Origin of the sequence: Palleronia sp., assembly GCF_042089775.1 — a bacterium.
Lineage (GTDB): Bacteria > Pseudomonadota > Alphaproteobacteria > Rhodobacterales > Rhodobacteraceae > Palleronia.
This window is the reverse complement of the sequence record NZ_JBELKF010000037.1, coordinates 19280-32844: the sequence shown is the minus strand read 5'-3', so window position 1 is coordinate 32844 and position 13565 is coordinate 19280. Positions and strand designations below refer to the sequence as shown.

The following is a 13565-nucleotide window of genomic DNA, read 5'->3' as shown; positions in this document are numbered from 1 at the left end:
GGCGAAACGCCAGGCGTGCAATCGGCTCAGTCCGGCCGCGTAGCTGATCATGTCGAAAGACACGAAGGGCATCAGGCGGCTGGCAAAGACCGTCGCCGTTAGAGCGTTCTGCGAGCCGAGCAGCCCGGCATCGACGCGGGCGCCGAACACCCGCCGCAGAGCGTCATGCCCCAGAACCCGCGCCAGCCCAAAGGCGATCAGTGCCCCGAGCTCGGCGCCGATGACAACCTGCACGGTTCCCCAGAGATGTCCGTAGGCCGCTCCGGCCGCCAGTGCGATCGGCGCGCTCGGGATGGGGCTGGCCACGACCGCGATGGTCATAAGCGTGACGATCAGGACCGGCCCCCAGAGACCCGCACGCGCCACCAGCGTTTCCAGACGTTCGCCGTCCAGAAGTCCGCGAGCCTCGGCGAACACCGAGGGCGCGACCAACCAGATGCCGAGCAGTCCGATCCCGAGGATCGCAAGGCCCGTGAGGATGGCGGCGCGCAGGCTCATCTCAGATCGCCTCGACGGCTTTCGCCAGGAGGGCGCGCACCTCGCCCGCCACGGCCGTCAGTTCGGCGTTCTCGATCGCCTGCATCGATGCCACAGGATCGATGGCGCTGACTTCCACGCCACCGTCGACCTCGCGCAGGATGACGTTGCATGGCAACATCGCACCGACGCGCGGCTCGATCCCGATGGCCTGATGCGCCATCTTGGGGTTGCAGGCGCCGAGGATGCGATAGGCTGGCATCTCGACATCGAGCTTCTTTTTCATGGTCGCCTTGACGTCGATCTCTGTCAGGACACCAAAGCCATGATCCGCCAGCGCCTTTCGTGTGCGAGCGTCGATGTCGTCGATACCCGCGTCGGCGATCATTCGATTGATCGTGTAGGTCATTTCCAAGTCCTTTTTCTCACTTCCGAAGGTATTTGATCAGTGCCGCTATGGCCAAAACCACCAGCACGAGGATCAGCAGGCCGAAGAGCCAGCCAAACCCCATTCCGAAACCCATTCCAGAGCCCATGTCGTTCCAGGTCATCATCTCATCCTCCTGATTTTCACCCGCAAGGTGCGCCTTTTGACCGGCCCTCACGACAACATGGGGCAGGACAGCACAGGATCGGTGTCGGGACGTCGGGGCGCCCTGTCTGGACGCCCCGCCCGGATCAGACCGACGCCGTGACCGCGAACTCGGTCATCATCCCCGTCGCAAGGTGCGGCATGTGATGGCAATGCAGCATCCAGCGCGCGGCTTCGCCCGCGTCGAGCGCCACGTCGACCATCGACATCGGCGGCACGTGAACCGTGTCGCGCAGCGCACCGGCGACACGCCGTCCGTTCAGGCCGACGACCTGGAACACATGCCCGTGCAGATGCATCGGGTGGGCCATCATCGACATGTTGTGGAACGACAGCACGACCCGCTCGCCCCTGCGCGCGGCGACTGGCTGGTGTTGGCCCCAGACTGCCCCGTTTATCGTCCAGACGTACGGCTGCATCGAACCGCCCAGCATCAGCATCTGGCTGCGGTCCACGGGTCGATCCGGCAGGGCGTCCAGCGCGATGAGGCGCGCCTCCTGCGCAAGATCGGTGTCGAACGCGGGAGCCGCGGTCTCCGCCATGTCATCGAGGCGCCGAACCTCGGCACCCTGCGTGGCGAGGATAAGGCCGGTGCGCTCCCGCGCGCCTTCGCGCAGTGCAAGGATCGGCCAGGCGCCGCCTTCGTTCGGCAGGTCGATCTCGATGTCGAGCCGCTGGCCCATCGCCAGCCCGAACCGCGTGCCCGATAGAGGCTGGACAGCGTGCCCGTCCGCCGCAACCAGGCGTGCCTCGGCACCGCCGGTGTCGATCCAGAACACGGTCGCTGCGGCGGCGTTGATGACCCGGAGCCGGATGCGCCCGCCACGCTCGACCTGCACCACCTCGGGGTCCGACAGGGTCCGGTCATTGGCGAGATAGGCGTCCCAGTCGTAATCGTTCAGGTCCATGGCCATGCCGCCCATCTGGCCGCCCATGCCCATCATCCCACCCATGTTGCCCATGCCGCCATGGCCCATCGCGCCATGATCCATGCCCTGCATCGCCCCCATGCCTCCCATGGGAGCGCCTTGATCGGGTTGCACACCTGCACCGTGGCCAGCGCCGTGCCCGCCGCCATGGCCCGCGCCGATTTCGGCGAGAACCTCCTCGGGAGCCTTGAACGAGAAGTCATGCAGGAACATCACGACGTCCTGCCGGTCGGCAGCAACGTCCTCGGCCGAGCGCACGATTAGCGGCGCGGCGAGCAGCTGCATCTCCTGGGTGGGCACATGGCTGTGCATCCAGTGGGTGCCCGGCCGTGCCTCGAAGTCATAGGATCGGGTTTCACCCGGTGCGAGAAGGGGCATCGGCATGTCCGGCACGCCGTCCTGCGCATTCGGCGGGATCTGGCCGTGCCAGTGGATGATGGTGCCGACATCGAGATCGTTGGTCAGATCGATCCGGAACCTCTGGCCGGGGTTGAGGATCAGTCCCTGACCGCCGAGGCCGGCAAGGCCAAAGACCGTTGCCGCGCGCCCGTCGATATCGAGGGTCCGGGTCGCGGCGGAGAGGCTGATCGGCGCCATCCCTTGCGCGAAGGCGATGTGGGGCATCTGTGCCGCGCCAAGGGCGGCGGCGCTTGCGGCAAGAAAGCCGCGGCGTGAAAGCGTGTTCATTGTCGTCTCCTCGGGACTTATGTCCCGTTCATCAATACCGATGGGACGCCGCGGGCGTCGGCCCGGGCGCGCTCAGAGGAGACGGAGTTTCGGAGGGCGTTCGTTCAGTCCCGGCGCACGGCTGACGTGGATTGCCGCGGACGGGACGTCATGACTGGCGGCGCCGTGAGCTTGCCCGGCTTCCCCGCCTGCCGAAGTCAGGAAGGCCGAGAGGCCTGCGCAGACGAACTCGCACATCTCGGCATCGGCCGACCCAGAGTGCTCTCCAGCTTCACAGCCGAGGCCCGAAATGACCGGCGAGTGCATCATGTCGGCGACATGCATCGCGTGATCCACACCGGAATTCATGCTCATGCGTGTCGCATGCGCGGAGGTCACCGTCGTCACCACGGTGATCGCGAGTATGGCAAGCATGGTGATGACACGTGCGATCATGCTGCAAAGATAGGCATTGCTCACGAGAATGTCCATTGTGACAGGCGCCTCGCCGCTGGCACAACGTGGTCTCGACCAAACGCGAATGTTATTCCGCAGTGATCGGGGACAGACGTCTTGAAAAAAGCTCTCCGAAATACTGTCGGGATCGGTCTGGTCGTCGGAGGTGTGATCTTCGCGGTCTTTGCTGGCTGGCGTTATGCCGGTACCGCATCCACCGCCGTGGCGTCGGCGGACATCATCGCGCAAGGACGCCAGATCTATGCGGATCAGTGCGCCGCCTGCCACGGCGCGGACCTGGAGGGCCAGCCCGACTGGCGTACGCCGCTCGCATCCGGCCGGTTGCCCGCACCGCCGCACGACGAGAGCGGCCACACATGGCACCATCCCGACGAGGTCCTGTTCCGGATCGTTAAGGAAGGCACCGCCGCCGTGGTCGGTGGCGGATACGAGAGCGACATGCCCGGCTTCGCAGACGTACTGAGCGATGCGGAGATCCGTGCCGTGCTCGACTACATCAAGAGCACATGGCCGGAGCGCGAGCGCACCTATCAGTTGGAAGTCTCGCGCTCCGGATGAGGGGAGCACGAAACGGAGGCCGCATCCGGTATCCTTCTCGTCCGGTTTCAAGGACAAGAAGGGGCCCTGTAACGTTACTTGGAACAACGGATTTGTAACACTGAACTTCAGTCGTAATTGGATCTTTAGCGGTCTTCGACCGCGACGAACCGGAGTTCGCCGCCAAGAGACTGCACCGGATTGCCGAGCCTTACCGCATTGAGACGGAGATCCGTGGCATGGGTGCCTACCAACGACTGTCCGCTCGTGACGCCCGTAGCGGACTCTTCGTCGCTGAGTTCGGAGCCTGGCTGCAGGCACAACGTCTCCGAATTTCGGCCAAGTCACGCCTCGGCGAGAAGCTGACCTACATCCATCGCCAGTGGGGCGGTCAGCAGACATTCATCGATGACGGCCGCGTCGACCCCGACGCCTACCTGTAGGCCTGCCTCGAAGCCATCTCTGCTGACCACCCGGCGAGCAGGATTGGCTCACTGCTCCCCTGGGATGTTAAGCCGTCTGCTGATCCCGCGTGAGGCGGAGACATCGCTTGCGAGGCCGAAATCTAAGAGCGTCCGTTCGTTCAATTGCGGAGAAAGCTCGCTTTGCCCGTATGGGCGGCGCTGCGACGAGGCGCAGCGAAAGGTGGGACTAGGTTCCTTGGTCCGGCGCAGCCTTCAACGACCGCTTCCGTGATCTGCGCCGCGGCGCAGAACCCTGCGTGCTGCGGCTGCGAGCGACTCCATCGTCAAGCTGCAGTTGCATCGGTAAGTCGCCGAACGACCGGAAAGTCCGCACTGCTGACCTTGGGCTGCCAGAACATGCTGCACTTGGCCGCGAATGACTGGTTCGGGGTAGCTGCGCGGCAGCGATGGGCCGGCCCTCGAGCGGCAGCTCAGGGCCGCTCTCGGCGGCGCGCGCGTTGCCGCGCGTGCAAAGTGAATCCTCGGCGCCGCGGTCAACAAGGGCTCCTTCCGGTCGTTCGCTGCAGCGAGAACGAACGGCAGCTCTCGCTCGGCAGGGTTCTCCGCTTGCCTTCAAGTAGGTCGGGAAGGGGAATTCCTAGCGTCAACGCCGCCCGACCGGACCTCCGATAGTTGGAGGTCTCCGGTCCGGTCAGGCTCATCGCGCACCTTTATACCTTGCGCGTCAAGACAGATGCTTTCCTTTTCGGGGATCGGGAGCCCGCGGTCGCGTGGCTGTCGCTGCAAGGGACGGCGAGAACGGGATGCTGGTGAGCGGTGAAGTCTGGCATGAGTGCCTCCAATTCTCGTGGCATGATGATGCCGATCGCGATAGAGGTGCCCCAGCCCTCGAAGGGGCTGAGGCGTGGGGGCGCTAGATGATCCCGTGCTGAATGAGGAAGGCGCGGGCGATCTTGGCGGAGAGACCGCCCTTCCTCAATAGCGCCCAAGCTTCAGCCCGGCGCGATGTCCAGTCGATTATTGTTCTCACCTCCTTTCAGGCTAATCACCCTGACAGGAAGCCTGCTTTCATCTCTATTGCGGGACGTTGTTGGTTGGAGCAGGGCATGGAGAAATGCACCGGACGTTCCGCAATCCCTTGCGCAAATCGGCTCCCAAGGACAGGAACGGAAGGTGAAAACCTGGAGCCTGCCGCATGCCTTGTGCAGCCATTCTTGCTGTCACAGCCGCCATGATCATCGACGGGGACACGGTGCGCCTAGTGTCGACTCTCATCGAAGTGCAAATCTCTGAATTCACGTGTTAATCCAGCCGGTGGCGTATGGCTACGAGGTTGCTTTCGAAGACCTCTGCCGGTGTCCGGTACCCAAGGCACTTGCGCGGCGTGGTGTTGAGGCGCTGGCAAATCGACCTCAAATATCGATTTGTCAGCGCCGTCGGGTCGGTCGAACGGGGCAGGTACCTTCGCAGCCTGTTGTTCGTGTTCTCTACGGTGCCCTTCTGCCACGGCGCCTGGGGATCACAGAACCAGCTGTCCATGCCGATCCCCAGCTTGAGCTGCTCCCAGGCGGAGAACTCGGAGCCGCGGTCGAAGGTGACCGACTGGCGGGCCTCCGCGGGGAGGGGGGCGAGCCCATGGATGAGCATCTCCATGATCGGCTTTGACTGGCGATCCTCGTTGCGCAGGACGACGGTGTAGCGGCTGACGCGTTCCACCAGGGAGGTCACGTTGATCTTGCCATGCTCCTTGCGGAACAGCATCAGGTCGCCCTCCCAGTGGCCGAACTCGACGCGATCGGCGATCCGTTCGGGCCTGCGCGACAAACTCTGGTCGTCGAAGATGCGCGTGCGGCTGTGTCGCCGGTGTCCCCGCGGACGGCGGCGCCTGCGGTGCTCGGGGAGGTGGCGGTAGAACTCCTCGGCGCGGCCATCCTTCGAATAGGCGAACCGGTAGATCGTCTCGTGACTGACCCGGATCGGGTGGCGCTCGACGCGCATCCTCCCGGCGATCTGTTCGGGAGACCAGCCGGCCTTCAGCCGATCTTCGACGGCGACCTTCAGCTGCGGGTGAATGACCATCTTACGGTGGATCGCGCGGCGCCGCCTGGACATGTCCTGAGCGTTCATCGCGTAGTAACCGTTCAGCTCCGGGATTTCCTTGTCATCGTAGAAGTTGCGCTTGAGCTCACGATAGATCGAGGAGGGGGCGCGGCTCAGGCGATCTGCGATCTCCGGCACCGGCATGCGTGCCTCGAGCCACTGAGCGATCTTCCGTCGTTCTTCCAGGTTCAGGTGCAGGTAAGAGCGTCCCATCGTATCCTCCGTGCAAGCTTCTGTTTACATACAGAATTTGCACTTCGGATGTGAATCCACCCGGCTACACCCTTTGTTGCAACTATCCTGAAATGTCATCCCGCCCGCAAAGCAGAAAGGTCATCATGGTGCGCCCGAGGGAGCGCAGCCGGGCAGGGCGGAGACCTCAAATATCGAAGCCCTGGCCGGCCGCGCGGGCTGCCTTCATTCGTCGGTCGGCGAGAGTGTTCCAACCGTCGTTCCTGCGACCGGTCGGTGTGTAGACCGTCCTCTGCTTGCCCGCCCGGCGTTTCTTCGGCGGTGCCTTGTCCTGTTCGGCCTTGATGTGTTCCAGCACGGCACCCAAGCGCTTGTTCTCCGTGATCGCCGCGTGGGTGACCCTCTGATCCTTGTCGAAAGCGCAGTAGGGAAGCGATATGCCCTTCCATCTGAACTCCAATCGCCCGTCCGCGAACTCGTAGCTGTCGACATACTTGCCAGGCAGGTCGCGCGTGACCTCGTTCGCCTCGAGGATGATCCGCCGGCGGTCGTAGGAGAAGGCCAGTTGGTTGCCGACATAGCGCTCGTCCCGATAGCACAGGATCTCGCGCAGCCGGTCTGGCTCGACATTGAGCGCGCGATGCAGGTTGTCCACCCGGCGCGGGGCCTTGGCGAACTTCATGTTATGGCGCTCGATGAAGCCCGGAAGGAAGGCGTTCCCGGCTTCCAGGTCGGAGATGCCCGCGAGGCGCAGCTCCTTCACCAGCCGGTCCTGCAACGTCCGGTTCGCGCGCTCGACCCGGCCCTTCGCCTGTGAGCTGTTGGCGCAGAGGATCTCGATGTTCAACTCGTTCAGGGCTCGGCCGAACTGGGTCATGCCATGTCCCGTTCTAGCTCCTTGTTGCGCGACCCGGAACACCGTGTGCTTGTCCGAGTAGAAGGCCACGGGGCGGCCATGCCTGGTCAAGTAGGTCTCCAGCGCGCCGAAATAGCTGAACGTGCTCTCCGACAATACGAACTTCAGATGCATGAGCGTGCTGGTCGCATCGTCGATGAACACCAGCAGCGTACAGGCGGGGCCGCGATCTTCGAACCAGTAGTGGTCCGAGCCGTCGATCTGGATCAACTCGCCGTAGCACTCCCGGCGCAGGCGCGGCTGATGGAACGTCCGACGCTGTTTGCGCGACAGCCACAACCCATCCTCTATCATCCACTTTCGAACCGTCTCGCGTGAAACCTTGACTCCGTGGTGCTCGGCCAGCATCTCGGCTGCCAGCGTCGGCCCGAAATCACCGTAGCTCTCACGGATCAGCCCGAGCGCGTAATCTCGCTTGGCGTCGCGAAACCGATTGTTCGGGGCACGCCCACGGGCCTTGTGCCGGATACCGGACGGACCGTCCTCTCGGAACCTTCGCAACAGTCGGAATACCTGGCGCTTCGTCACATCCAGGAGAGACGCCGCCGTCTCAGCAGTCAGCCGTCCGTCAACGACCTGTGCCAATACTTCCACGCGGTTCAGCTCGCGCTCGCTCATCATTACCCATCCCATGTCCGAACTCTCTGCCTGCTCCGATCGCAGGCGAGAGTGACACTTCTGCATTGCTCATGGGTGACATTTTAGCTTTGCGGCTACACCCTTGCGACCGAGAATCAACGTTATGTTAAGCCGAGGTCAGAGGTGCCAACCGTGCCTAGAATGCACATCAGCAGACCGACCGCCTTGGTCCTGACGATTCTCGCCGCACCAGCCGTCGCTCAGGGCGTTGTGTGTCACGTCGCGGATGAGGACACCGAACTCAACTCCGAAGGTATCCTCCTGGGGATGAGGACACCATCCGAGACGAGACCTTCGAGCCTCAAGCCGCCATCCAGCCGCCATCCACGAACAGGTTATGTCCTGTCAGGAAGGTCGCCTCGTCGCTCGCCAGGAAAAGTGCCGCGTTTGCCACGTCAATCGGTGTTCCCAGCCGAGGCCAGGGCGTACGGGCGGTGGAGTAGTCAAGCCACCGCTGCTCGACGGCGCGCCCGCCCTTCCCGGTGAGGATCTTGCCTGGCGCCACCGCGTTGCACACGATGTTGCGCGAGTCGTAATCCGCGGCGATCTGCCGTGTCATGTATGCCACGCCTGCCTTCGAGACCCCATAAGCGAAATCTTCGGGTGCACTGATATGGCCATGCTGGGACCATATGTTGATGATGCGTTCCCGGCATACTCGAGCTTGCCCGTGCAAAAGGCAGACGAGTTGAGCTGGCGGACTGCCTTTTGAATCTTGGACTTTTTGGCGGGGCTCGAGCTTAAGTGCGCTCTTCTCAAGCTCCTTCGCGTGGCCATCCAAGGGCGGGAAATCTCTGTGAAATCCAGCGTCCCGTCTTCCTGCACGGCGCAGTACCCAGTCGCTTCCCGGAAGGCTGCTCCCACTGCCGCTCCGAGGGCCCCTGCTCACGTGCGCACACATTCAGCCGCTCCCGCATCCCCTTACGAACGTCTTCGACAGAGTAGTTCAGCAGCGTGCTCATCTCGTAGATCGGATCCGGCACGCCTTCGCGGTTGCGAGCTGCCGACATCACGGCGTCAACCATCTCGGTATCCCCTTCGATGCCATCATTGCAGACCCGGTTGGGGTAGCGGCTCAGGACCTCCCTCTCCTGCCGACACGCAACCTGCACAGGATCCCGAAGGATTGCAGCCAGCGGGCGTCTCGGGGCTTCCTGATGATCCAGGTCGGAGAACAGTCGCTCGGAGCGCGGCGGCAGGTCTTCCATCCCCGTTGCGGCATCAAGACCTGCCACACAGGGAGGCATGGACTGCCTTCGTCATATACTCGAAGGATCGCACTTCGCGTGCCAGGGCAGCTGACTCCGGTCGGGCGCCATTTCATGGTGGCATCCTGGACGAGGTGTTCCTCGGGCTGTGATCGGAGCCAAATATCCGAATCGTGACCAGATTCGAGTCGAATCCGGCCCCCCTGCCCTTCCTAAACACTTCAGATTCTCACTCAGTTGCACGCAGGCCCAGATCTTGTGTTACCGGTTGCCCGCACCACAAGGCATAAAAACCCTATATTTATCAATACCCTGCGAGATGATCCACGCGTGAACAATTAATGGTGTTGATCGACGGTGAGAATTGCGGCATCACTACGTGCATAACGTTCACCAACCCGCATCAAGACGGCATCGAGCAGGGACAGAGAGTATGCAGCAGGCACCGTAACCCCCAACACAAAAGAAAGCCCACCAGCGGCAAACTGGCGGGACTTTCCGATATAATTGGCTGTCGAAGAACAACCGGTGACAGGTTTCTTCTACCAGCCGAGGCGACAGCTCGCAAGAAGAATATTCTTGCGTGAACGATAGGTTGTGCCGGGATGGACCTCTCAAGTATAAATTTTGCCGTGGAACGCGGCTTCACAAGTTTACCGAAAAAAGTGATCTGGACGTTGCCGGTCAGCAGCGGAGCGAAGCTCACGCTCATCGCACTTTGCGAAATGGCACATGGTGTTACTGGCCATTGCTCCATGTATCTCGACACGTTGGGTGCGATGCTCGGCAAGGCCCGCTCCACGATATCCGGCTACGTCAAGGAACTGCGCGAGCTCGGCGTGCTGCAAGTGAAGCAGCTAGTCCGCAAGGGTTTCCATGATCGGTGCGAGTTTACCGTGACGTTCTACGCCAGGTTCCGAGAGCAACTCAGGTCCGGTGGTCTGCCCGACAACACGTGCACAGGCGAGTCTGAGAGCCCTTCTCCTGCCCACGTTTCCGAACGCGGCGTTCAGCATTCCGAATGCAAGAAGAACAACAGGGATTTTAACAAAACCACCACCGCATCACACGAGGCGACAGTTCTCCAAGATGTCTCGGTAGACCAACCCGTTGCACAGGTGGTGGATGACCTAATCGATGAGTGGCAGCAACAAGCCAGAGGGCTATCGTGGTCTCAACCAGTCCCAGCCTCAAAAGACTTGGTTGAGCGCACTCACAGGTTTCTGTCTCAGAACGCTAAACAGCCGCAAACGTCTCACCCCCCTGCCCTGCCCGATGTCCAAGCTTGGATCTGGGAAACATGGAAGAACCTCGATGTCACGCCCACGCGTGAACAGGTTGCCGAACATGCTGAGGTCTTGCGGATATTGGGAAAGCGAACAGATTTTCACAGGATCCTGGAGCACCTTCGGAAGAATTTGCGGCAGACCTGGAATCCAAACTGGAAGCGCCCGTCTACCCAGCAGCAGTTCCAGCGCTCTGTAGAAGCCGCTCTGAGAGATTTACCCCCCACCACTGAAGTCAAACGGTCTCTGCTGAAAAGCTTTCTGAAGCGAACGGACACGGCTCTCGCGTGATGCTGGATGGAGCCGCTTACAGGATGTCCACGCGTGGACATCCTGTAAGCGGCTCGGTGGCAGTGGATTAAACGGCTGTCGATGAGGGTAACGTGCAGAATGTCCACACGTGGACACTCATACTCAGCCCTCCTTGAATGCAAGGTTGAGCTTCAGCGGTCAGATGAAACATAGCATGTCCACGCGTGGACACATGGCATCCGTGATAAAGGAACAGTGAATGCTTCACGACTTTTCAAGGCGCGTGCTCGCTGGCATGTATGGAATGCAATCGAAGCTACAGCGTGATCTCACGATGAGATCGCGGGTTGAACGGCGCTTCTCGATCACTGAGATGGCGGGGTTCTTTGGGGTCGATGGTCAGTATCTCTCAAACCGTCTGAAGCGCCTTGAGGATCGTGAGTCGCTGCTTCCGACAGGTATCAAGGAGGGTCGCGAGAAGCGCTACACACCCTCCGAAATGCTACTGATCCGAGCCATGCTGAGCTCCCTACCGGCTTCTCAGGATGGCTCTCGGGTGCAACTCAACTGGCGTAAGCCTAGCGACCCCCTGCCCGTCGTCACCTTCGGGGCTCAGAAAGGCGGCACCGGGAAGTCATTGTCATCCGCGCATTTCGCTCAATACATTTCGTTGAACTACGGGCTGCGCGTCGGGGTGATCGACGCAGACCCCCAGAGCACTGTTAGCCTCTATTTCGCCGACACGGACCTCCAGCTCTTCCACCCTGACACCCAGACTGTCGCGAGTTTCATGGGGGTCGAGGAGCCGGGGACCCACTCGCTGAATCGGAGGAGTGCCGAGGAACTGAATGCGATCTGGCAGCCGACGCCTTGGCCTGCGATCCGTCTAATACCTGGTGGTGACGATATCCCGAACGCGGACATATCGATGTTCTTCATGGCGACTCGATCCGGCGAAAAGGTCCACCGCATTCTCCGTGATGCCATCCAACGTTGGGATGAGGGCTTCCCTCCTGAAACGACCTCGGACAACCTGCGGGATGACTACGGCGCCTTCGACATGGATGCGTACACACGTGGACTTACCGAAAGTCTGGACGTGATCGTCGTAGATCAGCCACCCTCGCTAACGGTGATGCAGCTGAACGGTCTGGTCGCGGCTACGAACGTCATAGTGCCGCAAACTATGAAAGGGTTCGACCTGTCGACTTTGACGACATACATGAAAGGGATCGATGACTACCTTTCGGTTCTGGATGACAGCGAGACTTTTGGTGCTGGGCGGCATACGGTGCTCCCGACCATCGTGCAGGAATCGAACGAGCGAGACGTGGCCCACCTAGCGGATCTCTACAGGCATTGCCCCCAAGACGTCAGCCAAGTCTGGTACACGCGATCGGACGCAATCGCGAACGCGGCCGAAGAGTACAAGTCGATTTACGAGTATGACGCCCCAAGGACGCGGCGGGCATCAGCAAAGGCCTTCACGGACAATGCGAACGCGGTGAATGATCGTCTGGTCCAGCTGGTCTGGCCGGACTACACGCATCGAGGCTACGCGGACGAATTCATCAAGAGGGAGTGGAACTGATGGCGCGGCGAGGAATGAAGCTGGACAGCACGCCCTACGCGGCCGCTGATACCGACGATCACAAGGACCCGAATGGGGAGCGAATCCCCGCAGCGTGGCAGCACACGGTCGTCGGACCACTAAAGCTTGAGATTGCCCAGCTGAAGGAGCAGCTCGCTCAGCAGGCAGGGGGAGACGTCGACGCCCTCAAAGCGGAGATCGCAGAAAAGACGGCAGCCGCGAACGCTGCTATCGAGACGCTGCGCCAGGAGATCTTGCGTGGACGGATGCCCATCGAAGTATCTCCCGATCAGATCACGGATGAAGTTGGCAGTGATCGCTATGGCAACTGGGAGAGCGATGAGGACTTCAAACGTCTAGTCGACAATGTTCGAGAGAGTGGGCAGGCCCAGCCCGTCCGCGTGCGGCCACTTGATTCACGGTGGAAGCCTGATCCTGAGAATCCGATGATGGTGTCCACGGGTGAACACTTCGTTCTACAGTCTGGCCGACGGAGGGTAGCTGCCTGCAAGGAACTGGGGCGTCCGGTCCTTGCTTTCGTGTCGGTCGACATCGCAAACCTCAGCCTGTCTGATCTGGAAGAGCGCTACTTCGAGAATACCATGCGTGTTCAACTTTCCACGCTGGAGGAGCTTCTGGCCATCGGAGCAATCCGGAAACAGCTTTCCAATCTATCGCAGGCGGAGGTTTCCGAGAGGGTAGGGCGCCCGCGAACATACGTCAGTCGAGGCCAGCATTGCCTCGAGCATCAAGATCAACTTCTGGCGATGCTAGATCCAGCAACCGCAACCTTCCGTCAGATTGAAGAGGCGCTCGACGCTCTAAAGAAAGGCGATGGCTCCGAGTTGAAAGCGGAGGCAACAAAAAAAGCGGTCGCGCCCAAACCTCACCAGACGGCTGATCTCTCAAAAGGTAAGATGACGCTCCGCCCGAACAGCAAAGGCATGTCGATCTCTGTGGCAGGGGTTCATGTCACTGATGAGAACGCCGAGGAACTGGTCGAAGATTTGAGAGCGGTTCTAGAGAAATATATGGCGAAGGGTGCTTAGAGAAAGTAATAAGACTCCTTCCGAAGCTGAAGCGGGCAGGGGCGGGAATATCCTCACGGGATATCGTCAAGCGACGGGAAGAGCGGGCAACAAGCTACGAACGACAGTGAACGAGCATGACGAAGAAGGGATTCCCTGCCGACAAGGATCAGGGAAAGCTCCTACGCAAGCGGGCTGGATAGCCTAGAGGAGCATGCGGGCGTCTACAAAAAGCTGGCCGACAGGTGAG

13 protein-coding genes are annotated in these 13565 nt (G+C 61.1%); 5 read left to right on the top strand and 8 right to left on the bottom strand.

Annotation, left to right across the window (positions count from 1 at the left end; genetic code table 11):
• From ACFDS3_RS10785 to ACFDS3_RS10765, 5 genes are all read right to left on the bottom strand, one after another.
• Positions 1-498, bottom strand: a 498-nt coding sequence (locus tag ACFDS3_RS10785; protein ID WP_375262356.1) for a TVP38/TMEM64 family protein, incomplete at its 3' end; no start/stop codon positions are given.
• A gap of 1 nt (position 499) precedes the next feature.
• Positions 500-886: a DUF302 domain-containing protein gene (locus ACFDS3_RS10780; RefSeq protein WP_043767999.1), complete on the bottom strand. Its 387-nt coding sequence runs from the start codon at positions 884-886 to the stop codon at positions 500-502.
• A 16-nt stretch (positions 887-902) separates the two neighbouring features.
• Positions 903-1031, bottom strand: a complete 129-nt coding sequence (locus ACFDS3_RS10775; RefSeq protein WP_375262355.1) for a hypothetical protein — start codon at positions 1029-1031, stop codon at positions 903-905.
• Between the two features lie 124 nt (positions 1032-1155).
• Entirely contained in the window at positions 1156-2685 is a 1530-nt protein-coding gene (locus ACFDS3_RS10770; RefSeq protein WP_043768002.1) for a multicopper oxidase family protein, read from the bottom strand.
• Positions 2686-2757: 72 nt separating this feature from the next.
• On the bottom strand, positions 2758-3144 hold the full coding sequence (locus ACFDS3_RS10765; protein ID WP_375262354.1) for a hypothetical protein: 387 nt from the start codon (positions 3142-3144) through the stop codon (positions 2758-2760).
• A 147-nt stretch (positions 3145-3291) separates the two neighbouring features.
• Between ACFDS3_RS10765 and ACFDS3_RS10760 the strand changes: the two genes are divergently transcribed.
• Together ACFDS3_RS10760 and ACFDS3_RS10755 are read left to right on the top strand one after the other, a co-directional pair.
• The gene (locus ACFDS3_RS10760; RefSeq protein WP_051491831.1) at positions 3292-3699 is read left to right on the top strand and encodes a c-type cytochrome; all 408 of its coding nucleotides are present in this window, start codon (positions 3292-3294) and stop codon (positions 3697-3699) included.
• 116 nt (positions 3700-3815) lie between these two features.
• The gene (locus tag ACFDS3_RS10755; RefSeq protein WP_220603635.1) at positions 3816-4121 is read left to right on the top strand and encodes a transposase; all 306 of its coding nucleotides are present in this window, start codon (positions 3816-3818) and stop codon (positions 4119-4121) included.
• A 1284-nt stretch (positions 4122-5405) separates the two neighbouring features.
• Here the strand turns inward: ACFDS3_RS10755 and ACFDS3_RS10750 are convergent.
• From ACFDS3_RS10750 to ACFDS3_RS10740, 3 genes are all read right to left on the bottom strand, one after another.
• Positions 5406-6416: an IS30 family transposase gene (locus tag ACFDS3_RS10750; protein ID WP_375262353.1), complete on the bottom strand. Its 1011-nt coding sequence runs from the start codon at positions 6414-6416 to the stop codon at positions 5406-5408.
• A gap of 166 nt (positions 6417-6582) precedes the next feature.
• A complete protein-coding gene (locus ACFDS3_RS10745) occupies positions 6583-7944 on the bottom strand; it encodes an ISNCY family transposase (protein ID WP_375262352.1) in 1362 nt (453 codons plus the stop codon).
• Positions 7945-8251: 307 nt separating this feature from the next.
• Positions 8252-8851 (bottom strand): SDR family oxidoreductase, encoded by a 600-nt coding sequence (locus ACFDS3_RS10740; protein WP_375262351.1) that lies wholly within the window; start codon positions 8849-8851, stop codon positions 8252-8254.
• A gap of 912 nt (positions 8852-9763) precedes the next feature.
• Between ACFDS3_RS10740 and ACFDS3_RS10735 the strand changes: the two genes are divergently transcribed.
• The 3 genes from ACFDS3_RS10735 to ACFDS3_RS10725 all read left to right on the top strand — a co-directional run bounded on the left by ACFDS3_RS10735 (position 9764) and on the right by ACFDS3_RS10725 (position 13336).
• Complete coding sequence (locus tag ACFDS3_RS10735; protein ID WP_375262350.1) at positions 9764-10735, top strand: hypothetical protein; 972 nt, start codon at positions 9764-9766, stop codon at positions 10733-10735.
• Positions 10736-10955: 220 nt separating this feature from the next.
• A complete protein-coding gene (locus ACFDS3_RS10730; RefSeq protein ID WP_375262349.1) occupies positions 10956-12287 on the top strand; it encodes an AAA family ATPase in 1332 nt (443 codons plus the stop codon).
• A complete protein-coding gene (locus ACFDS3_RS10725) occupies positions 12287-13336 on the top strand; it encodes a ParB/RepB/Spo0J family partition protein (RefSeq protein ID WP_375262357.1) in 1050 nt (349 codons plus the stop codon). The genes ACFDS3_RS10730 and ACFDS3_RS10725 overlap by 1 nt, the downstream gene beginning before the upstream one ends.
• Positions 13337-13565: the final 229 nt, after the last annotated feature.